This window comes from Proteus vulgaris (assembly GCF_033708015.1).
Taxonomy (GTDB): domain Bacteria; phylum Pseudomonadota; class Gammaproteobacteria; order Enterobacterales; family Enterobacteriaceae; genus Proteus.
On the sequence record NZ_CP137920.1, the window covers coordinates 2,627,364 to 2,649,201 of the forward strand.

Annotated in this window: 18 protein-coding genes; 2 read left to right on the top strand and 16 right to left on the bottom strand. The window is 40.9% G+C overall.

The features are described from left to right. Positions 1 to 13 precede the first annotated feature (13 nt). The 6 genes from menE to SB028_RS12535 form a co-directional block, all read right to left on the bottom strand. Positions 14 to 1,435, bottom strand: coding sequence for an o-succinylbenzoate--CoA ligase (gene menE / locus SB028_RS12510; RefSeq protein ID WP_069368001.1), 1,422 nt, complete (start codon positions 1,433 to 1,435; stop codon positions 14 to 16). After that, complete coding sequence (gene menC / locus SB028_RS12515) at positions 1,423 to 2,394, bottom strand: o-succinylbenzoate synthase (protein ID WP_069368000.1); 972 nt, start codon at positions 2,392 to 2,394, stop codon at positions 1,423 to 1,425. The genes menE and menC overlap by 13 nt, the downstream gene beginning before the upstream one ends. Further along, on the bottom strand, positions 2,394 to 3,251 hold the full coding sequence (menB, locus tag SB028_RS12520) for a 1,4-dihydroxy-2-naphthoyl-CoA synthase (protein WP_069367999.1): 858 nt from the start codon (positions 3,249 to 3,251) through the stop codon (positions 2,394 to 2,396). The genes menC and menB overlap by 1 nt, the downstream gene beginning before the upstream one ends. Positions 3,252 to 3,263: 12 nt before the next feature. Next, a complete protein-coding gene (gene menH / locus SB028_RS12525) occupies positions 3,264 to 4,031 on the bottom strand; it encodes a 2-succinyl-6-hydroxy-2,4-cyclohexadiene-1-carboxylate synthase (RefSeq protein WP_069367998.1) in 768 nt (255 codons plus the stop codon). Further along, entirely contained in the window at positions 4,006 to 5,700 is a 1,695-nt protein-coding gene (gene menD / locus SB028_RS12530) for a 2-succinyl-5-enolpyruvyl-6-hydroxy-3-cyclohexene-1-carboxylic-acid synthase (RefSeq protein ID WP_069367997.1), read from the bottom strand. The genes menH and menD overlap by 26 nt, the downstream gene beginning before the upstream one ends. A 337-nt stretch (positions 5,701 to 6,037) precedes the next feature. Further along, positions 6,038 to 7,363: an isochorismate synthase gene (locus SB028_RS12535; RefSeq protein ID WP_069367996.1), complete on the bottom strand. Its 1,326-nt coding sequence runs from the start codon at positions 7,361 to 7,363 to the stop codon at positions 6,038 to 6,040. A gap of 210 nt (positions 7,364 to 7,573) precedes the next feature. On the opposite strand from SB028_RS12535, the gene SB028_RS12540 reads away from it, so the two are divergent. Then, a complete protein-coding gene (locus SB028_RS12540; RefSeq protein ID WP_069367995.1) occupies positions 7,574 to 8,788 on the top strand; it encodes an alpha-xenorhabdolysin family binary toxin subunit A in 1,215 nt (404 codons plus the stop codon). A 15-nt stretch (positions 8,789 to 8,803) separates the two neighbouring features. After that, complete coding sequence (locus SB028_RS12545) at positions 8,804 to 9,847, top strand: alpha-xenorhabdolysin family binary toxin subunit B (protein ID WP_069367994.1); 1,044 nt, start codon at positions 8,804 to 8,806, stop codon at positions 9,845 to 9,847. A 60-nt stretch (positions 9,848 to 9,907) separates the two neighbouring features. Here the strand turns inward: SB028_RS12545 and nuoN are convergent, their stop codons facing one another. From nuoN to nuoE, 10 genes are read right to left on the bottom strand one after another with little or no spacing between them, the layout of a single operon-like run. Then, on the bottom strand, positions 9,908 to 11,377 hold the full coding sequence (gene nuoN / locus SB028_RS12550; protein ID WP_069367993.1) for an NADH-quinone oxidoreductase subunit NuoN: 1,470 nt from the start codon (positions 11,375 to 11,377) through the stop codon (positions 9,908 to 9,910). Positions 11,378 to 11,383: 6 nt separating this feature from the next. After that, the gene (gene nuoM, locus SB028_RS12555; RefSeq protein WP_069367992.1) at positions 11,384 to 12,913 is read right to left on the bottom strand and encodes an NADH-quinone oxidoreductase subunit M; all 1,530 of its coding nucleotides are present in this window, start codon (positions 12,911 to 12,913) and stop codon (positions 11,384 to 11,386) included. A 19-nt stretch (positions 12,914 to 12,932) separates the two neighbouring features. Beyond that, complete coding sequence (gene nuoL / locus SB028_RS12560; RefSeq protein WP_069367991.1) at positions 12,933 to 14,768, bottom strand: NADH-quinone oxidoreductase subunit L; 1,836 nt, start codon at positions 14,766 to 14,768, stop codon at positions 12,933 to 12,935. Beyond that, positions 14,765 to 15,067, bottom strand: coding sequence for an NADH-quinone oxidoreductase subunit NuoK (nuoK, locus tag SB028_RS12565; protein ID WP_023581731.1), 303 nt, complete (start codon positions 15,065 to 15,067; stop codon positions 14,765 to 14,767). The genes nuoL and nuoK overlap by 4 nt, the downstream gene beginning before the upstream one ends. After that, complete coding sequence (gene nuoJ / locus SB028_RS12570; protein ID WP_069367990.1) at positions 15,064 to 15,597, bottom strand: NADH-quinone oxidoreductase subunit J; 534 nt, start codon at positions 15,595 to 15,597, stop codon at positions 15,064 to 15,066. Before nuoJ ends, nuoK begins: the two co-directional genes overlap by 4 nt. Before the next feature lie 12 nt (positions 15,598 to 15,609). Then, positions 15,610 to 16,152, bottom strand: a complete 543-nt coding sequence (gene nuoI / locus SB028_RS12575; protein WP_006533299.1) for an NADH-quinone oxidoreductase subunit NuoI — start codon at positions 16,150 to 16,152, stop codon at positions 15,610 to 15,612. A 14-nt stretch (positions 16,153 to 16,166) separates the two neighbouring features. After that, positions 16,167 to 17,144 (bottom strand): NADH-quinone oxidoreductase subunit NuoH, encoded by a 978-nt coding sequence (nuoH, locus tag SB028_RS12580; protein ID WP_069367989.1) that lies wholly within the window; start codon positions 17,142 to 17,144, stop codon positions 16,167 to 16,169. Then, entirely contained in the window at positions 17,144 to 19,876 is a 2,733-nt protein-coding gene (gene nuoG, locus SB028_RS12585) for an NADH-quinone oxidoreductase subunit NuoG (RefSeq protein ID WP_074454077.1), read from the bottom strand. Before nuoG ends, nuoH begins: the two co-directional genes overlap by 1 nt. 53 nt (positions 19,877 to 19,929) lie before the next feature. Then, the gene (gene nuoF / locus SB028_RS12590) at positions 19,930 to 21,294 is read right to left on the bottom strand and encodes an NADH-quinone oxidoreductase subunit NuoF (RefSeq protein WP_069367987.1); all 1,365 of its coding nucleotides are present in this window, start codon (positions 21,292 to 21,294) and stop codon (positions 19,930 to 19,932) included. Continuing rightward, the gene (gene nuoE, locus SB028_RS12595; RefSeq protein WP_006533305.1) at positions 21,291 to 21,836 is read right to left on the bottom strand and encodes an NADH-quinone oxidoreductase subunit NuoE; all 546 of its coding nucleotides are present in this window, start codon (positions 21,834 to 21,836) and stop codon (positions 21,291 to 21,293) included. The genes nuoF and nuoE overlap by 4 nt, the downstream gene beginning before the upstream one ends. Positions 21,837 to 21,838: the final 2 nt, after the last annotated feature.

Here is a 21,838-nt window from a genome sequence, read left to right on the forward strand (position 1 = left end):
ATATAATTAAGGATCATTTGCCCTTTACCCACTCTTGGACTTGCTTACGGGAAATTTTAATTCCCCCATTTTTAAGGCTTTCAGGGAGTTGTAGGCAAGCAACGGGTCGTTGAAACCCCGCTAATCGGGAGTGATACCACTGCGGTAATTGATTGATTATTTCAATATCAGCATCGACAACGGCAACGGGGCGTTGTCCAAATTCTGCATCATCAATAGGGACAACAAAAGATTGGCTAACCCCTGAATGTGTATTAAGAATTTTTTCAATATCTTCGGGTTGGATCCCTTCTCCTGCACTAAAAAAGAGATTATCCAAACGACCTAAAACACGCCATTCATCAGCAATAAAACCGCCTTTATCTCGCGTTGAATACCATCCATCAGTCGTGAGTGATAGCGGTTTTAATTTACCATCAAACCAATAACCTAAAGCAACACTGTCAGACATTATCTGGAGTTCATCATCCACTAACCGAACCTTCTTGCCTTTTAATGGAAGCCCTACTCCAGCTTTACCATCAGCACGCTTTGCGCAAACGGTCGATGCCATTTCCGTCATACCATACCCACACCAGCATTGGATCCCCCAATGTTCTGCTTCTTGCGTTAGCTCAATAGGGATCATCGCGCCCCCTAGTAAAACAGATTTTAAGGTCATCGGTTGTTGATGATTGTGTTGCGCTCTATTTTGTAAGAAGCGCCATAATTGTGTAGGAACTAAAGAGGCATGAGTACAACCTTGTAAAGCCTCTTCAAATGGGTGCATTTCACGCACCACCAGCGTTGCTCCTCGTAATAACCAGCGCCAAAGTATGCCTTGCCCTGAAACATGAAATAGAGGCAAAGAAAGTAGCCAGCTATCCCCTTTTTCCAACGGCATTAATGACAAAACACCTATTGCACTACAAAGATGGGCATCAAAGGTATGGACTGCGGCTTTGGGCAAACCTGATGAGCCTGATGTCAAAATAAGTGTTGCCATACGAGACGGATCCCATAGGAGATCATTGACTCTTTGTGTTTTATATTGACGTGAGGTGTTATCTCGCTCAATACCACTAAGATCAAGCAAGGTTCCTTTAAAATCTAGCGGTGAACTACTCAAATCAGCATAAAAATCAATACATAAGTGAGGCAATAGTTCATCAAGTAAAGATTTTGGAAGTTGTGGATTTAAAGGTAAAACCTTAGCACCACATTGAAAAACGGCGAGTAGTGCAAAAACAAGATTGAGGTGATTTTTTCCACGCAACAGCACGGTACTTTGCGAATCAACACCTTGTTTTGCAAAATTGTCAGCTAAGTAATTAATATGACAACTAAGTTGCTGCCATGTAATAGGTGAGGAACCTGAAATAATGGCCGTTTCATTTGGGTATAATTGTGCCCAGTGATGCCACGGCCATTGTGTAAAGGGAACTACTGTTGCCATACTGTCTCTAGCTGTTCAAGAGAGATAAGTGGAATATCTACATTTGGCCAAGGACGAATAAGTTGTTGTTTAATTAAATCAACAGTATCAAGCCCTGGAATGCTATTAGGCGTTAACCATTGTGCAATTCTTGCTAATTGAGTGAGCCCGAAACTACTTTCAATACTCGAACTGATAATAGCATCTAACCCTAGCGCATGCGCTTGTTTAACAAGCAGTTGACAGCGTTCAAGACTTCCGACTAGTGTAGGTTTGATAACAATCGTTGTGACACCAGATTGCGCTTTTACTTCAAAACCGTCATCACGTACAGTTTCATCCCAAGCGATATTAATACCCGTCGCTTGAGAAAAAGCCAGTGACTCTTCAGGCGTTTTACAAGGTTCTTCTAAAAACGCAATGCGTGAGCGCCATTGCGGATTAACATACTTCGCAAAGCCTTCGGCTTTTGTCGGTGTCCAGCTTCGATTCGCATCAAGTCTAAGTTTTAAATCAGGAATAGCTTCTAATAACAGATTAACCACTATTCCATCACGCACAGCTTCATATAAGCCTACCTTGATTTTAGCGACCTTTTCACCTTCCATATCATTAAGGCTTAAAATCAAGTCATCCGGATCACCATTACATAAAGGTGCAGTACGATAATTTGCGTCTTGAGGCAACGTATCATCAAGCTCCGCTAATGCACAGCTAATACCAAAAGCCACGCTTGGTAGTTCACTATGAACAGGATTTTCACCTGCACACCAAGCTGTTAACCAAGATTGTGCAGCTTCTTGTGCTTGTTCTAAAGTTTCACGGCTAAACTCGGGAAGAGGTGAAATCTCACCCCATCCTTGTTTGCCATTTTGCTCTACACAGACAAGAAAACCATCACGCGTTTTTAGCCTTTGATAGCGCAGAACAACGCCTGCATCTACAGGTAGGCTGAATGAATAGAGTTTGGCGTTTCGCATTATGGGTTACGTTTAAATCGAGTGAAATCAGGTTGACGTTTTTCATTAAAGGCGTTGCGACCTTCTTGGCCTTCTTCTGTCATATAGAATAACATCGTTGCATTACCCGCTAATTCTTGAAGACCCGCTTGACCATCACAATCTGCATTTAATGCCGCTTTCAAACAACGTAAAGCCATTGGGCTGTTTTCCAACATCTCACGACACCAGCGTACCGTTTCTTTTTCAAGATCGGCATAAGGAACAACAGTATTTACCAAGCCCATTTCTAATGCTTCTTTTGCATCATATTGACGGCATAAGAACCAGATTTCGCGGGCTTTCTTTTGACCAACAATACGCGCCATATAAGAAGCCCCCCAACCGCCATCGAAAGAACCGACTTTAGGCCCTGTTTGACCAAAAATAGCGTTTTCAGCAGCGATAGTTAAATCGCACATCATATGAAGTACATGACCACCACCGATAGAATAACCCGCAACCATTGCGACAACAGGTTTTGGACAAGTACGAATTTGACGTTGGAAATCCAATACGTTTAAGTGGTGTGTACCGCTATCATCGCGATATCCGCCGTAGTCGCCACGAATTTTTTGGTCACCGCCAGCACAGAATGCTTTTTCACCCGCGCCCGTTAAAATGATCGTACCAATTGTGTCATCATAACGTGCATCAGCTAATGCTTGGATCATCTCTTTCACTGTCAAAGGACGGAAAGCATTACGCACTTGCGGGCGGTTAATCGTAATTTTTGCAATGCCATCGACTGATTTATGATAGAGGATATCTTCAAAACCTTCAGAACAATCCAGCCATTCAATCGGTGCATATAATTTTTCTTCGCTCGGGTAAAGCATAATTAGGTTCCTTTAACCAAAGAGGGATAAAACATGATTTATCACCGCGGCATAAGCAACAGGCTGTGCCTGATGGGCATTATGGCCAGCATGCGGGATAGTCGTTAATGGCAGCGAATATTGCTGCGCTATCGCTTGAAATTTATTATCTTTTTCACCACAAAGCCAAATAAACGGCAATGTGAGTTGCTGTAACTCTGTGACAAGCCAAGGCTGATGACCTAAAGAAAGCGTTTCTAAACTTTCTGCAATACAAAAACCCGCGTTACGACGACGTTTTTCAACGAGTAACTGGCGTTTTTCTTCACTTAAATCGGCAAAGACGGGTTGTTGATACCACTGTATCAATACGTCACTGATAGGTTCATTACGAAAACGCTCAGCCCAATGTTTATCATGAACAATACGACGTTGTCTTTCCGTTACATCATATAAACCCGGGTTTCCACCTTCTACAATCAGCCCCATTAATCCCGTAGTATCACCAAAACACGCGTGATACATCGAAATTCTGCCACCTAACGAGTAGCCAATTAACCAATAGTGGTCAATACCTTGCTCTTTAAGTGTATCTGTCAGTAACTGACTAACTTCAACAAAACTTTTCGCGCTGATAGAAGCAGAACCACCATGACGAGGCAAATCAATCACAAGTGAGGGATATTCATGACAAGCCTGAATAACTGGCTCCCATTCACAACCTTCACCTAATAGCCCATGTAACCAAACTAACCAAGGTCCTTCATTATGGGTATTATATCGCTGACATGCTAAAGTCATGAGATGTTACCTGTTTTACCAGTTGATTTAATGTTTTTGCACCCTCAGTATCATCAACAATTAATTCAATTAATGTGGTTGTTGGCGCCCCTGCCCAGCATTTCTGAACAGTAACTAATAGTGCATCCCAACTTGTTGGTGATACATAATGCAAGCCAAACATGGCAGCAGCATGTTTGAAATTTAGTGAATGAGGCATACAGTAAAAGCGCTCTCGCTCAGCCTCTGGCGTGGGTAGCATTGAAAATATTTGCCCACCATTATTATTCACAACGATAATAACATTAGGCGCATAAACTTGTTGATGCAACGCTAAACTATTTAAATCATACAGTGCCGATAAATCACCTAATATTGTTAATGTTGGCTTTTCTGTTGCGCGATGAACGCCCGCAGATGTTGAAATTAATCCATCAATACCACTCGCGCCTCGATTGCTCATCACAGGATAACCTTGCGGTAGCTGAGCAAATGCATCGATTAATCGTACTATCAGACTATTGCCAACAAATAATTGCCCATTATTAGGAAGTAATTTATCTAATTGGTGTGCAACCTGTGCTTCACCAAAGTAATCGGTTATTTCACTGACTTTCTGATAGGTTTGTTTGGCTATATTAGCTAATGCATTAGTCCACGGTGAATTATCGATCGCAGGATGTGCTGTTAACCACTGCATAGGTGATAATGTAAATTTCTCACCTTGATGATGACCAGGATCTAAACGCCCAGGAATAGGATCAATAATCCAATACCTTTCTGGGGAGCATCCTACTTGCCATTGTAATAAACGTTTACCCGTTAAACTTGAACCAAATTGAACCACGATTTCCGCTTTATTTAATTCTGATTTTATTTGCGGGTTATTCAACCATAAATCAGCACAAGGTAGAGGTTGCCCTGTTTGAGATAACACATCCCCCAATAAAGGCCAACCTAATTGCGAAGCCCATTTTGCAACTTCAACCCCCTCTTCTGGACGAATACGCCCTGCTATAACGACTCCTTTTTTCTGACGTAATACATTCCATTGAGGGTGCATAGTAACAGAAGTAAAAAGTGTTTCTTGTAGCCACGGTTTATCACTTTGCCACCAATCGCCTAAAGCTTCAGTCCATGGCATCGATGTCTCAATATCATCACCATATAAAGGTTCTGCAAAAGGACAATTGACGTGTAATGCACCATGAACCAATGTATTCATGGCATTATCGAGGGTAGAAACTAACCAGCTCGCAGAAATATCTGCTGTTGGTCTTGGTAAGGAGAGCGTTTGCGAAGGATGCGTTGCAAAAATACCTTGCTGACGGATAGCTTGGTTTGCACCACAATCAATTAATTCAGGTGGTCTATCCGCAGTTAAAAAGACAACACGTTCACCGGTTAATCCCGCTTCAATCAACGCTGGGTATAAATTGGCAACGGCAGTTCCCGATGTCACAATCACAGCAACCGGCTCTTTAGTTGCTTTTGCAAGCCCTAAAGCTAAATGCCCTAGTCCACGCTCATCAAAATGCGTATGGCAAACCAATTTTTGATTGGCAGCCGCCGCAAGTGTTAAAGGGGTAGAACGAGATCCAGGTGCGATACAGATATGGCGTAAGCCATGACGAGTCAAAGTTTCGAGTATAACTTTAGCCCATTGGCGATTAAACGAACTATTAGACATTGATCATCCCAACAACGAAAACCTGCAATTGCTATTATAATATCTGTTCCTAAATACTTTTCCTTAGCCTAGTTCAATGAACAGAAGTTTTCGTTAAATAAATCGTTAAAGAAAACACTTAAAAAGTGCATTATTTAGGCTAATCATCCACTCTATTTTCAATAAGCTCTTTTTATAGTTAAAAATAGGAATAAATAGCACTACTGCTCTAAAGAATAGCATCAATTAGTTAACAACTCGCAGTTGTTATTTGAAGAGTAGCACTAAATTATTAGCTTTAAAAAACGACTCATCAAAATTTGATTATTACGCTGATGTTATCTGTAAAAAATTAACGCTATTTTTCCAACAATGTTCGTAGACCAGCCGCTTTATTTTCAATTTCAGTCCACTCTTGCAGGGGATCAGATCCGGCAACAACACCAGCACCAGCGTATAAAGTTAAAGCATCATCATGTAACTCACCACAACGTAAACTAACAGCAAACTCTGCATGAGGAAGAGATAAATATCCCGCAGAACCCGCATACCAGCGACGTTCAAAAGGTTCATGCTGACGAATAAAAGCACGAGCAACACTTCTTGGTAATCCACATACGGCGGCCGTTGGCTGCAATCGTTTTAAGCAATCAATATCATTCGAATAAATTAATTTACCATGTATATAGCGACGAAGATGTTGTACTTTACGCAACCGAATAACATCTGCGGGTGAAACATCGATACCTTCTACTCCGCCTTGTAATCGTTGACAAATATCATCGACCACAACCAGATTTTCATGTTGATTCTTTTTATCATTCATCAACCAATCTGCAAATTGAGTGGCTTGTTGTTCGTTATCAGAGCTTGCCACAGTACCCGCTAATGCTTCGGTATAAAGCATCAACGCATCACGTTTATATAATCTTTCTGGGGTAGATCCCATAAATGCATCTGAAGGTGAAAACGCCAGCATATAGTGATAACAATGATGATTAACATCACGACTCGCTTTCATAAACTGGATCGCTTTAAGCGGGTTATCCAATGTTAAGCACGTCGCTCTTGCGGGGACAACTTTTTCAAATAAACCTTGGCTAATCTCATCTAAGGCAATATTAAGATAGTGAGTCCACTGCTCTTTCGTTAAAGAATGATTAACATGGGTCACAGAAACAGAAAGTGGGTTAATTTCTACGGCTTGATTTAATGTTTGTAAAAACTCTAATGTATTTTGCTTATCACCTTCATCCAACATATTTAGATGAACAGAAAACTGTTGCTGGTGGCGTCGGATCTCAATGCGAGGTAAAAAAAGGTAGGCATCATCCCCTTTTATTTCATCTATACGACCCGGAATAATGGTATCCCACGCATTTAAACCCCAAATACGCACATCATCACTATTTACATCACAATGATGCAAATCTAAGAATTGGCAAGCATCTTGAATATGGTTAAAACAGCGCAATTGCCCACACGCAGCCACTTCTTCATGTTCATCACGATGCTGCCAATAAAATTGCGGATAATATACCTGAGCAGCAAGCCACGAGAGCAAGGAAAATGAAACTTCTGATGGCAAGGTGACTTTCAAATGTAAAAGATTACCTTGTGCTGTCAGATTTATATTTTTAACTTTTTCGTACAGTGTCGAAAACACAGGATTAACCTTTTCCACTCCAAATACCCACAACTAATTAAAAGGAAGATTATACGTCTCTATACAAATTATCAAAGGGTTGATTAATTATAACCTTTGTCATTTATCAAAGTTTTGTATTTTTCATGTTACAAAGTAGAAGCATTAACTCGCACTTCTGAAATAACCACAAACCTTTATGAGATAAAGTGGTAAAGATAAAAATTTATTATACATAAGTGAGGTTATATGGATACAACCACCTTTGAACACGTCGATAAAATCATTGAGACCTCCGATATTCCAAAGGTTGCTTTGGGATTAATATTAGGTATAGATATTGAAGATGGTCGATTACCCGGTATTGTAACTTCTCATGATTTAATTAAGATAAAAGCTTATATTAATAAAGCACTCTCCCTCCCTTACAAAATAGAAGATGTCATCAACTTTATTCATTACAGTGAAATAAGTGTACAACAACTTTCACCTGATAATATTCTTTCTCTTTTTACTCGGATCCGCGATCATGCTTTTGAGTGGAATAAAATAGAATATGCAATTAAGCAACAAGCAATTGATTTAGAAATAATCGGTAGAGAAATCACATCTACGGGTGAAAATATTATTTCATTTATTAATCAAATGTCTTTATTAACAAAAATATCTACTGTTATTAATGAACTTTCTGAACAAGAATTAGAAAACATTCAATATAAATCTCAAGATAAAGAAGTTGCAACACAACTTATTCATATATTAGAAAGTATGAAAGAGGATATTGAAAATGAACGTGATAAGACGATTAAGCTAAAAGATAGTTTATCTACTTTTCGAAGTAAAATTATAGGAGGGAAAGATACTCAAAATGTCACTCACAATTCTATTTACCATGATATTCTTAATAAAAAAAGATTTATTAATGAATCTTATACTGATAATAGTCATTCACTTATTGAAGAACGCGATTTACTGCTTGAAGAAATCGCGATGCTCAAAGATGAATATAAACACTATGTAGGCCTAGCGTTTACCGGACTCGCAATGGGTATTATTGGTGTTATTATCACAGGGGGAATATTCGGAGCAAAAGCTGAAGTTATACGTAAAAAGAGAAATTCACTTATTCAAAAAGTGAAAAAAATCAATGCTGATATCGACATCTATGCAGGTTTATCTTTGCATTTAAATACACTTTATATTGAATTATCAGAAATAGAACAGTTTATTGAAGATTCAAATCTGGCGTTAGAGCATATTGAATATGTATGGCAAGCCATCTTAACAGAAATAGAAGCATCAATAACGCATTTTAATAAAATCAACAATGCATTAGAGTTGATTAAATTTAGTATTTATCTGGAAAAAATTATTGCACCTTGGTACATGGTTATTGGTTACTCAAAGGAGATGCTGCTCTCTTTTGATAATGCGCTTTCTACGTTTTATTCATCTAAAAATTAACAAAGGGATATTGTTATGACTCATAATGAAAAATCAGTGATATTAGAAAAACGTTTTGAACATAAAAAGTTATTTCATGCACACAAAAGTATCCTCTACTTAAGCAATAGTAAATGTTATATAGATAACTTTCTTGAAAATGAGATAAATAACATATTAGAGATAAATAATAAAAATATTGAAAAAATCATTTATTTTTCACTTAACTTAAAAAATAAATTAAGGCAAAATTTATTTAGCGATATATTTAAAGCAATTAATGAAATTGATGGCGAAATAAAAAATGAGACACATAATAATGAACTCAAAGACAGATTAGAAGATGAAAGAAAAGAAATACTAAATATTTTTTATAATGAAATAGATGAAACAGTAAACCTTATAGAAGAACATAATCAATCCCTCTTATTTGAGATTGAAAAAATAAAGACTCTATTTATCACAAATAAAACAACTCCCTTTATTTATGATAAAAAAAGTATAATTGAAGAAAACTCAAAAGAGATTATTATTTTAGAAAACACGTCAAAGGAAATAAAGAAGGAACTCGATATCATACGCGATAGCGAAAGTATTTTACATAAAAAAAACTTTTTCGACCTTTTTAAAAATGAGATACCTAGCCAATCAAAAATTGAAAGTCTAAATATTGAGTGGCAAGAAAAAAGTATTTTATCTTCGTTAATAGCAATATTAAATAATTTGGTTTCTACATTAGATAATGGTTTTTCTTATAATAAAATCGTTGAGACTCGCCATCAACTTACTTCACTTTATTTAACAAAAATAAAAAAACTTCATCAATTAAAAACTGAGCAACAAAATACACTATTACAGTTAAAGCATTATTATAAACTCGCAGATATTGATTATTTCCTTCACATATTGATTAAACAGTTAGAGTTTCTATCTGAATATTGGAAAGAAATAATTTTAAAAGTATTGATGCTAAAAAATAACACCTTATTAGGTGAAGAGATTGTTATTACAATTTTTCCATTTTTAGATGACTTTTCTTTATATTATGAGGATATAGAAAAAATAAAAACACATCAGTGATAACGAAAAAACGGCTCTATAAAAGAGCCGTTTTACTGTCTACTTATTTAATAATGTCAATTAATTGGCCGCTGGCGCAATAATCGCAAAATGAGTTAACTCAATAAGTGGTTGTGGCCATACCCCTAAGGCGATCACAACAATTGCACAAATTAACGCAACAAATGTTGCCATGTTTTGTGATGTTGTTGAAATAGCGGGAGTGTTGTCATTGTCTGGTTTGCGTAAAAAGACAATGGCCGCAGCACGTAGATAGTAAAATAAACCAATCGCACTACCTAACACAACCATACCGGTTAACCACCACAAGCTTGAGCTAATGCCCGCAATGATGACATACAGTTTACCAATGAAACCTAATGTAATTGGTACACCTGCTAGCGATAGCATCATTAATGACATCACCACAGCGACAACAGGACGGCGCCAGAATAATCCGCGGTAATCCTCTAGTGAATCCATTTCGCTTTCACGATAAGGACTTGATGCAACTGCAATAGCACCAAATGCGCCTAGACTTGCAAACAAGTAGCCGGCTAAATAAATTTCAGCGGTTTCTTGCGCTAATACAGGGCTGTATTGCAACACAATTAATGCGACTAGCAGATAGCCAAGGTGCGATACTGAAGAGTAACCCAATAAGCGCTTCACACTTTTTTGCGTTAACGCCATGATGTTACCAAACAAGATAGAGGCAATTGCCATGAAACCTAAGATCATACGTAAAGTTTCACTATCCGCAGCGGGTGCTTCAAGGAATAAACGCATCACAACAGCAAAAATACCAATCTTACTTGCTGTCGCTAAGAACGCGCCTGTTGGTGCTGGTGCACCTTGGTAAACATCGGGTGTCCACAGTTGGAATGGGAATAAAGATAATTTAAATCCAATCCCCACTAACATCATACCTAAACCAGCGAGTACTAATGGTTTATGGATATTGCTATCACTTAAACTTTGTCCCATTGCAGTAAAGGAGAGATCCCCTGCTTCTGCATAAAGAAGAGCCATACCAAACAGTAAGAAAGAAGATGCCGCTGCCGAAAGCAGCATATATTTAATACCCGCTTCCAGAGAAGGACGTTGTTGGAATGCATAACCGATAAGACCAAATAGCGGTAATGTCAGTAATTCAATACCAATAAACATCGATGCGAAATGGTGAGCCGAAGAGAGTAAAATCCCCCCAATGACGGCAATCGCAATCAGCAAGTAAAATTCTTCTTTGTTATCTTGATAGCCTTCTAACCAAGGATAAGCAAAAGCGATAGTTCCAATACCAGAAAGGATCACTAGTGCAGTAAAGAAGCTAGAGTATCCATCAACATGGTAAAGCGTGGTAACGTCCACTACGCCTAATGCATTAACGTAATAGAGTGATCCCAGCGCAATGATGAAACCTGTTGCTGTCAAAGTGGCAATAGTAAAATGATCGCGTCGCCACGCAATGGACAGCATCACAACCACCACCGTCAATCCGACGATCAATAGCGGTAGCATTGCGATCAATTGTTCAGGAGTTATTGTCATGGCGAATTACGGCCTTACTGTTGAAATAGAAGCGGAATACCAAGTCTGGAGATTTTCCATCGCTGATATTGATGTGTCTAACACAGGTTGTGGGAAGAAACCCAAAATAACCAGTAAAACAACCAATGTGATCAGAATAATGAATTCTCTCAGATCTAACCCTTTATAGGTTCTTTCAGCTGTTTTCGGTGAACCATAGTAAGCTTGTTGCATCATCCACAATGCGTAGACAGAAGCAAAAACTAAACCAAAGACCGAAATAATCGTAATCAGCTTAAAGTTGCCATAAGTACCAAACAGGATCATAAACTCACCAACGAAGTTACCTGTTCCTGGCATACCTAAAGAGGCAACCGCAAAGAACAGTGAAAACGCAGGTAAGAAGCGGATACTTTTCCATAATCCCCCCATCTGGTTCATATCACGCGTACCTAAACGCTCATACAGCATGCCACACATGATAAACAGACCAGCGGCTGACAAACCATTGGTGATCATTTGAATAATCGCACCTTGGTAAGCCAATACAGAGCCCGCATAAATCGCAATTACGATAAAGCCCATGTGAGAAATACTACTGTAAGCCGCAAGACGTTTGATATCAGTCTGACGAAATGCCAGTAATGCTGCATAAAATACGGTAATTAAACCTAACCACATCGCCACAGGAGCCAGCAATGCTGACGCTTCTGGGAAGAGCGGTAAGTTAAAACGTAATAAACCGTAAGCCGCTGTTTTTAGCAAAATACCTGACAAGTCGACAGAGCCTGCTGTTGGTGCTTCTGCGTGAGCATCCGCTAACCAGCCATGTACAGGAACAATTGGCATTTTCACTGCAAATGCAGCAAAGAAACCTAACATCAGAATAAATTGCAGTTCAGCACTTAAAACAGTATGTGCTTGTAATAAGGTATCGTAGTTGAACGTCCAACTACCTGTTTCACGGTAGAAAGCCACCGCAAGACCGATAATGGCCAGCAACATTAACAGGCCACTCGCCTGTGTATAGATAAAGAATTTAGTTGCTGCACTAACGTGTTTTTTATCGCTACTTCCTTTGTGTCCCCATAAAGAAATCAGGAAATACATTGGGATCAACATCATTTCCCAGAAGAAGAAGAATAAAAATAGGTCGGTGGCTAAAAATACCCCCATCACACCTGCTAAGATCCACAGCAGGTTAAAATGGAAAGCCCCTTGTGATGGCTGATTTTCATTCCACGATGAAAGTACCGCTAAGATACCTAAAATCGCAGTTAATACCGTCATCAACAATGACATACCATCAAGTGCAAATTGGATATTGATCCCTAAAGCAGGGATCCACGGCACAAAGTAATACTCTGTCCAACGTGGTGCTCCATCAGCACTAAGTAGTTGATAATCGCCTTGCAACCAAAGTTGCACAGAAATAACGAGTGTTAATCCCATCGTCAGCAACGCAACCCAACGAGGGACTTGCGAGCCGATTCGTTCAGCCTGCCAACTTAGCAGGCCACCGATGAAGGGAATAAGTATTAGCCAGGGTAATAACATGGCGCAATGTGTCCCTTAATTAAACCAGAAGCAGCAGAGCGATGACCAGCACTGCACCTAAACCGAGAGAAGCCGCATACCAACGCGCTAATCCATTTTCACTGAAACTTAATCCTTTATTGGTCCCTTTAAGCAGGCAACCGAATAGATTAAAGAATTGGTTAACAGGATCATTTTGGATAAGCCACGCCGCCCCTTTATAAGGTTTGACAAACAGCACCTCATACAATGCATCAAAGCCCCAAGCATGGAACCACCATGTTGAGAAGAAACGCCCTGTACGAGTATTAGCAACCTTAGAAACACATTGACGCTGTTTCAGGTATAACCATGCTGCAATGGCAACGCCTACTATCGCTACCACACCAGAAAGAACTTCTAATACATATTTACCCTCATGCGATGTATTTCCTTCAGGGAATACAGCACCTAACGGTTGAGTAATTAATGCACCGATAAATGTGGATAACAGTGCTAATACCGCTAATGGGAAAGTATGAGTAAATCCTTTAACTTGGTGTGCTTCGGTTTTGGTTTCACCATGGAATACGATGAAAATCAAACGGAAGGTATAAAGTGACGTAAATAACGCGCCAATTAAACCTGCAAGCATTAAGTTAAAATGTCCGTTTGAATACGCACCCCATAAGATTTCATCTTTACTAAAGAACCCTGCGGTTAACAGTGGTAATGCCGCTAATGCGCCTCCCCCAATAAGGAAACAGGCATAAACAAATGGGATCTTCTTACGTAATCCACCCATCTTAAAGATATTCTGTTCATGGTGGCAGGCAATAATCACAGAGCCTGCAGATAAGAACAGTAATGCTTTAAAGAAAGCGTGAGTCATTAAGTGGAAAATTGCCGCATCCCATGCTTGAGCACCTAAAGCCAAGAACATATAACCAATTTGGCTCATCGTTGAATAAGCAAGAATACGTTTGATATCTGTTTGTACTAAAGCGGCAAAGCCCGCTAATACTAATGTAACTGCACCGATAATACCGACTAATTCCAATACTTCTGGTGCCATTAAGAATAGCGCATTGCTACGTGCCACTAAGTACACACCTGCCGTAACCATTGTTGCGGCGTGAATTAACGCAGATACAGGTGTTGGACCTGCCATTGCATCGGCTAACCAAGTTTGTAACGGAAGCTGCGCAGATTTACCCACTGCACCGCCTAATACCATTAACATTGCCCAGTTAATGACACTTGAACCTACGGCTAATTGCTCAGGAGCAAGTACGGCCATTTCACGGAAGCTCAATGTACCTAATTGGTCAAACAGGATAAACATACCGATAGCTAAGAACACATCACCGATACGCGTTACGATAAACGCTTTCATCGCTGCCGCGCCATTGGCAGGATTGCTATAATAGAAACCAATTAACAAGTAACTACATAGACCAACCCCTTCCCATCCCATATACATCAGCATCATATTATCAGCCAGTACTAAGACAACCATACTTGCGATAAATAAGTTGGTATAAGCAAAGAAACGAGAATACCCTTCTTCACCACGCATATACCAAGATGCATACATATGAATAAGGAAACCAACGCCTGTGATAACACCGAGCATTGTTAACGAAAGACCATCAAGAACCAGTGTAAAAGGAATATTGAAATTCCCTGCTGACATCCAGTTCCATAAAGTCAGAACTTGAGTTTCTTGCCCATTGGCAAAGAAATCCATACCAACCCAAAGTGCCACTAAAGCTGATAGCCCAACCGAACCAGTACCAATCCATGCTGATACGTTTTCAGACCAACGACCATGCGAGAAAGCGAGCAATAAAAATCCCAGCAGTGGTAGCAGAATGGTTAAATAGAGTATATTCATCCGCGCATCTCACTGACTGTATCAATATTGATGTTTTGGCGATGTCGATGAAGCTGTAACAACAATGCCAGACCAATACTTGCCTCTGCCGCTGCCAAACTGATTGCCAGAATATACATTATCTGACCGTCTGTTTGACCCCAAAAGCTACCACCGACAACAAATGCCAGCGCAGCCGCATTAATCATAATTTCTAGTCCGATCAACATAAACAACAGGTTGCGGCGAAGTACTAAGCAGGTAAAACCTAACACAAACAGTACCGCAGCCAAGATCAAACCATGTTGAAGAGGTATCATTTTTGCTCCCCTGCATTTTCGTTTTCGACGAGATCGTCATGGCTCTGATCACGACCAATGTGATAAGCGACAATTAATCCTGACAATAAGAGTACAGATGCTAATTCGACAGCCAAAATATACGGCCCAAATAAGCTAATTCCGACCTCTTTCGCGCCAATCACTTCCCCAGTAATTTCGCCGTGAGTCACACTAGTAATTGCGTAAATTAATACGATTAATAGCGTCAGAGATAAAAGCGCAGGCCCAATCCAAAATTTCGGTTGTAGCCATTTTTTCTCTTGATCAACGACGGATTTACCTAAGTTGAGCATCATCACCACGAAAACGAATAACACCATAATGGCGCCAGCGTAAACAATGATTTCTAATGCACCCGCAAAATAGGCACCTAACGAGAAGAAAACTACTGAGAGCGCAATCAATGAAATCACTAAGTACAACAAAGCGTGTACAGGATTGGTATGCGTAATCACTCTCAATGTTGCAAGGATGGCAATCAGCCCCGCGATGTAAAATGCAAATTCCATGAATATCGCTCCTTACGGTAACAGGCTTTTGACATCGATAGGTTTAGCTTCATCATCCGCATCACCTTTGTCTTTGCCGTTAATCGCCATACCTGTTTTACGGTAAAAGTTATATTCAGGATATTTACCAGGTCCAGAAATCAACAGATCGTCTTTTTCATAAACCAGATCCTGACGCTTAAACTCACCCATTTCGAAATCAGGCGTTAATTGCAGTGCCGTTGTTGGACAAGCTTCTTCACATAAACCGCAGAAGATACAACGAGAAAAGTTGATACGGAAAAACTCCGGATACCAACGACCATCTTCATGTTCTGCTTTCTGTAATGAAATACAGCCTACTGGACAGACTGCTGCACACAAGTTACAAGCAACACAGCGCTCTTCACCATCAGGATCACGCGTCAACACAATACGTCCACGATAACGTGGTGCAACATTGACAGGTTCTTCCGGGTACATCTGTGTTTCACGTTTGGCGAAGGCATGCAAGCCAATCATCCAAATGCTTCGTACCTGGGTGCCGAAACCAGTCAATAACTCTTTTAAAGTCATGGTTCAATCACCCCTTATTGAGCGTTGTAAAGTATCACTGCAGCAGTTACCAGCAGATTAATAAGTGTTAACGGTAAGCAAATTTTCCAACCGAAAGACATCACTTGGTCGTAACGCGGGCGCGGTAACGAAGCACGGATAAGGATAAACATCATCATGAAAAATCCTGTTTTCAGTGCAAACCAAATGAATGACGGTAAGAAAGGACCTTGCCAACCACCAAAAAATAACGTCACGATAAGACCCGATACCGCAACGATACCGATATATTCACCAACAAAGAATAAACCAAATTTCATACCAGAATATTCAATGTGGTAACCATCAGCCAGCTCTTGCTCTGCTTCTGGTTGGTCAAATGGGTGACGGTGACAAACAGCAACCCCCGCTATCGCAAACGTAAGAAAACCAAAGAATTGTGGGATAACATTCCACATATTGGCTTGTGAGTTTACGATGTCAGTCAGGTTAAAAGAGCCGGCTTGTGCAACAACACCTAAGATTGAAAGGCCTAAGAACACTTCATAACTGACGGTTTGTGCTGATGCACGCATCGCCCCTAACAGGGAATATTTGTTATTACTTGACCAGCCTGCAAATAACACGGCATATACCGCAATACCAGCAACCATCAAGAAGAACAAAATACCGATGTTTAAGTCAGCGACAACCCATGTTGAACTAACAGGTACAATCGCAAATGACAGCAATAAAGATGAAAACGCAATCACTGGTGCAATGGTAAAGATAAAGCGGTCAGCAAATTTCGGGATCCAGTCCTCTTTAAAGAACATTTTGATCATATCCGCAATTAGCTGTGCTGAACCTGCATAACCGACACGGTTAGGCCCATAACGATTTTGGAATAAACCCAGTAAACGGCGTTCACCCATACTCATAAAAGCACCACAAGTGACCACAACAAGCAAGATCACGACGGCTTTTAAAACGGTGAGTAAAATCTCTGTAACTTCAGGAGATAACCAGCTCATTATGCAATACCCCGCAGTTGACGAACCGATACACCCACCAGCGATGGAGAAATACCTGCCATACCTAACGGCAAGCCAATTTGACCTTGAGTCAGGTGAGCACTGATTTTCACAGGTAAGGTGAATTCACGGCCTTCGTAAGTAAACATCGCTTGCTGACCTTGAGTTAACGCTAATGCTTGTGCATCTGATTCACTCAATGTTAAATAAGCGGCTTCCATACGAGATTGGATAACTTCCGAACGTTGTGATAACTCTTCACTACCAAATAAACGGTAGCAAGGTGCGACAGTCCATTGATTTTTCTGTGCATTAAATGGCGCAGGAATATCAGTGAAGTAGCCCAGTGTATTATCACCACATTCAATTAAGCGCACACCGGGATCGCCAAAACGTAAGCTGCCCCCCACTTCAGCTTGGAATTTATTCCATGCTTGTGGTGAGTTCCAACCCGGCGCCCATGCAAATGGAATTTGCTGACGAGGTGCTGTTGGGCTGTTATTACCTTCCATTGAGAATGCAAATGGGGTGTCGATATCTTTGGGTTGACGCTGTTCATGAACAGACACATTCGCCAACATAGAAGTACGACCACTATAACGATGTGGTTCACGCGCTAATTTCTGCCCACGAATACGGAATGATGCATTCGGCGCAGCATCAACGATGCCAGCAAACTGAGGAAGACTGGTTGCACAATGCGCAATAACATTGTCTAACTGTGTCCAATCCAGCGTTCTTTCATGCCATTGTGAATCAACAGCACTCAACCAACGCCAGCTTTCATGCATCACCACATCTTTGTTATAGAAAGAAGGTTCGAAAACTTGGAAGTAACGTTGTGCTCTACCCTCTTGACTCACCATTGTGCCATCGCTTTCAGCGAATGAAGAAGCTGGGAGAACAAGATGGGCTTTCGCCATAATGTCTGTTTGCTGATGGTCGATAACAATAATGTTATCTACTTTAGCAATCGCATCATCAATCACGTCTGCATCGTAATGGCGATACAAATCGTTTTCCATTACCACAACCGTGTTAGCTTGACCACTACGCATCATTTTTAATGCATCATCAAGTGGCTGTGCATTCATCATGGCAAGACCCATGCTGTTCGCATCATCAGCAACGAAAGAAAGTCCTACTTCATTACCTTTTGCTTTTAATGCAAAAGCAATGTTAGCTGCGGCTTTAATAACGTCTTCGCTACCGGCATGACTACCACTGATAATTAATGGTTTCTTCGCTTGAGAAAGTGCTTGAACAACCATGTCGATATGTTTCTTCAGCGCTTCATCAATGCCATCAACAGCAGGTGCATCACCGTTAATGTTATTAGCAATCGCAAAGCCCAAACGCGCTTGATCAACAACGGGAGCACGATAACTCCATGCAGCAACATCATCGAGGCGAGTTTCATCAACATGAGTAACAAATAGCGGATATTTTGCACGTTGCCCGATATTCATAATCGCAGCAATTTGCCAGTCAGCCACTTTCTGAGCTGCCGCCATTTCACGCGCTTTGCCTTTCACTGCCTGACGTACAGACAATGCCATACGAGCACCTGTTTGTGTTAAATCTTCACCTAACACTAAAACCGCATCGTAATCTTCAATTTCACGTAGAGATGGAGTGTGAACTCCCCCTTTTTGTAAAATATCTAACATTAAAGTCAGTCGTTTTTGCTCTGATGCAGAGATACCGCTATAAAAGTTTTCAGCGCCTACAACTTCACGTAATGCAAAGTTACTCTCAATACTTGCGCGTGGGGAACCGATACCCACGATACGCTGGCTTTTCTTCAGCATATCCGCAGCGGCTTGAGTTGCCTGAACAGCGTTAATTTCTAACCAGTTGCTGCCTAAACGTTTTTTAGGCTGACGAGGTCTGCTTGCTAAATTCACATAACCATAGCCAAAACGACCTCGGTCACAAAGAAAATAGCGGTTTACCGTTCCGTTATAACGGTTTTCGATACGACGTAATTCACCATAGCGTTCACCTGGGCTTGTGTTACAACCCATGCTACAACCTTGGCAAATACTCGGTGCAAACTGCATATCCCACTTACGGTTATAACGCGATGAGTGAGTTTTATCAGTAAATACCCCAGTCGGACAAATTTCAACCAAGTTACCCGAGAATTCGCTCTCTAATGTGCCATCTTCAACGCGTCCAAAGAATACGTTGTTATGCGCACCAAAGACGCCAAGATCAGTACCATCGGCATAGTCTTTGTAGTAACGAACACAGCGGTAACAAGCAATACAACGGTTCATTTCATGAGAAATAAACGGTCCCAGATCTTGGTTTCTATGTGTGCGCTTAGTAAAGCGATAGCGACGCATAGTATGACCCGTCATTACCGTCATATCTTGAAGGTGGCAGTTACCGCCTTCTTCACAAACTGGACAGTCATGAGGATGGTTTGTCATATACCATTCAACAACGCTTTCACGAAATTTTTTCGCTTCTTCGTCATCAATAGAGATAAACGTGCCATCAGTCGCGGGTGTCATACAAGACATCACTAAACGACCGCGGGTATCCTCAGCATTTTGATACTGCTTCACCGCACACTGGCGGCAAGCGCCAACGCTTCCTAGCGCTGGGTGCCAGCAAAAATAAGGAATATCTAAGCCTAAATTAAGACAGGCTTCTAACAGGTTATCAGCCCCGTTAACTTCATATTCTTTGCCGTCTACATGAATCGTAGCCATAGTCAGCATGCTTCCCAAAGGCCTGCACAGCAGGCGTTAAACCTAGAATGTGTCGTGAAAAATTACCAGCGGCTTTTCAGCAAGTTAGGCTGAATGCCTCTGATCAAGTTGGCATTGGTATAATCTTCTTGAATAATGCCAGCCTCAAATTCTTCACGGAAATATTTAATGGCGCTTTGTAAAGGTTCTACTGCACCCGGTGCGTGAGCACAGAATGTGTGTCCCGGACTTAAAGAACGACATAAATGCTCAAGGGTTTCGATATCACCGGGGCGACCTTTACCTTTTTCTATCGCACGTAAGATTTCGACACTCCATGGCAAGCCATCACGACAAGGAGTACACCAGCCACAAGACTCGCGAGCAAAGAACTCTTCTAAGTTACGGGTTAATGAAACCATATTAATTTCATTATCTACCGCCATCGCAAGTGCGGTGCCTAAACGGCTACCTGCTTTCGCAATCGTGCCAAAATCCATTGGAAGATCGAGGTGATCTTCTGTTAAGAAGTCAGTACCTGCTCCACCCGGTTGCCATGCTTTCAGCTTAAGCCCATCACGCATACCACCAGCGTAATCTTCAAGGATCTCACGCGCGGTGGTGCCGAATGGTAATTCCCATAAGCCTGGATATTTCACACGGCCTGAAAATCCCATTAATTTAGTTCCCGCATCAGGGCTTTTACCTTCACTTAAGCCGATATACCAATCTTTGCCATGTTCAATAATCGCAGGCACGTTACACAGTGTTTCAACGTTATTGACACAAGTTGGTTTACCCCATACACCTGATGTTGCAGGGAATGGCGGTTTAGAACGCGGGTTAGCACGACGGCCTTCTAATGAGTTGATTAATGCTGTCTCTTCACCACAGATGTAACGACCTGCACCAGTGTGGACAAACAGTTCAAAATCAATTCCTGAACCAAAGATATTTTTGCCAAGAAAGCCAGCTGCTTTTGCTTCCTCAATGGCATGGCGTAAATTCTTAGCCGCTTCGATATATTCACCACGAAGGAAAATATAACCACGGTAAGCTTTTAGTGCGTGAGCACCGATAATCATTCCTTCAATTAACAGATGTGGAAGTTCTTCCATTAAGAGACGGTCTTTATAAGTACCCGGCTCCATTTCATCTGCGTTACAAAGGATGTAACGGATATTCATGCTTTCATCTTTTGGCATCAGGCTCCATTTCAAGCCTGTTGAGAATCCAGCACCACCACGACCTTTTAGCCCTGCATCTTTAACTTCAGTGGTCACCTCAGTCGGTGACATACCTTTTAATGCTTTCTCTGCCGCTTTATAACCGTTTGTAGCACGGTATTCATCCAGCCACACAGGCTGACGATCATCACGTAAGCGCCACGTTAGCGGGTGCGTTTCTGCGCTACGAATAATCGGTTTTGCTCCTGAAATTGCTGTCATGGATACTGCTCCAGTAACGTTTCAATCTCTTCAGGTTTAACAAAGCTGTGAGTATCGTCATCTACCATCATGGTAGGACCTTTATCACAATTACCTAAACAGCAGGTTGGTAGTAACGTAAAGCGACCATCTGGTGTAGTTTGACCAGGAATGATATTAAGGTGCTTTTCAATTGCTGCCTGAATGCCTTGATAACCTGTAATATGACAAACCACGCTGTCACAAAAACGAATAATGTGACGACCAACGGGTTGACGGAAAATTTGACTATAGAACGTAGCAACGCCTTCAACATCGCTAGCGGGGATCCCAAGAACATCCGCAATCGCATAAATTGCGCCGTCTTCAACCCAACCGCGGTTCTTTTGTACAATTTTCAGTGCTTCAATAGAGGCTGCACGCGGATCTTCGTAATGATGTTTTTCTTGTTCAATTTCAGCACGTTCTTCTTCAGTTAAAACAAACGTTGCTTTCTTTGAATGTGTGACATCAACGATTTCGATCTGCACTGCATCATCTTTTTGGTTTAATTCATTTTGCATGA

Excerpts from the sequence above, each read along its gene's own strand:
- menE (WP_069368001.1), bottom strand. The coding sequence starts at position 1,435 with ATGGCAACAGTAGTTCCCTTTACACAATGGCCGTGGCATCACTGGGCA.
- menC (WP_069368000.1), bottom strand. The coding sequence starts at position 2,394 with ATGCGAAACGCCAAACTCTATTCATTCAGCCTACCTGTAGATGCAGGC.
- menB (WP_069367999.1), bottom strand. The coding sequence starts at position 3,251 with ATGCTTTACCCGAGCGAAGAAAAATTATATGCACCGATTGAATGGCTG.
- menH (WP_069367998.1), bottom strand. The coding sequence starts at position 4,031 with ATGACTTTAGCATGTCAGCGATATAATACCCATAATGAAGGACCTTGG.
- menD (WP_069367997.1), bottom strand. The coding sequence starts at position 5,700 with ATGTCTAATAGTTCGTTTAATCGCCAATGGGCTAAAGTTATACTCGAA.
- SB028_RS12540 (WP_069367995.1), top strand. The coding sequence starts at position 7,574 with ATGGATACAACCACCTTTGAACACGTCGATAAAATCATTGAGACCTCC.
- SB028_RS12545 (WP_069367994.1), top strand. The coding sequence starts at position 8,804 with ATGACTCATAATGAAAAATCAGTGATATTAGAAAAACGTTTTGAACAT.
- nuoN (WP_069367993.1), bottom strand. The coding sequence starts at position 11,377 with ATGACAATAACTCCTGAACAATTGATCGCAATGCTACCGCTATTGATC.
- nuoM (WP_069367992.1), bottom strand. The coding sequence starts at position 12,913 with ATGTTATTACCCTGGCTAATACTTATTCCCTTCATCGGTGGCCTGCTA.
- nuoL (WP_069367991.1), bottom strand. The coding sequence starts at position 14,768 with ATGAATATACTCTATTTAACCATTCTGCTACCACTGCTGGGATTTTTA.
- nuoK (WP_023581731.1), bottom strand. The coding sequence starts at position 15,067 with ATGATACCTCTTCAACATGGTTTGATCTTGGCTGCGGTACTGTTTGTG.
- nuoJ (WP_069367990.1), bottom strand. The coding sequence starts at position 15,597 with ATGGAATTTGCATTTTACATCGCGGGGCTGATTGCCATCCTTGCAACA.
- nuoI (WP_006533299.1), bottom strand. The coding sequence starts at position 16,152 with ATGACTTTAAAAGAGTTATTGACTGGTTTCGGCACCCAGGTACGAAGC.
- nuoH (WP_069367989.1), bottom strand. The coding sequence starts at position 17,144 with ATGAGCTGGTTATCTCCTGAAGTTACAGAGATTTTACTCACCGTTTTA.
- nuoG (WP_074454077.1), bottom strand. The coding sequence starts at position 19,876 with ATGCTGACTATGGCTACGATTCATGTAGACGGCAAAGAATATGAAGTT.
- nuoF (WP_069367987.1), bottom strand. The coding sequence starts at position 21,294 with ATGACAGCAATTTCAGGAGCAAAACCGATTATTCGTAGCGCAGAAACG.
- nuoE (WP_006533305.1), bottom strand. The coding sequence starts at position 21,836 with ATGCAAAATGAATTAAACCAAAAAGATGATGCAGTGCAGATCGAAATC.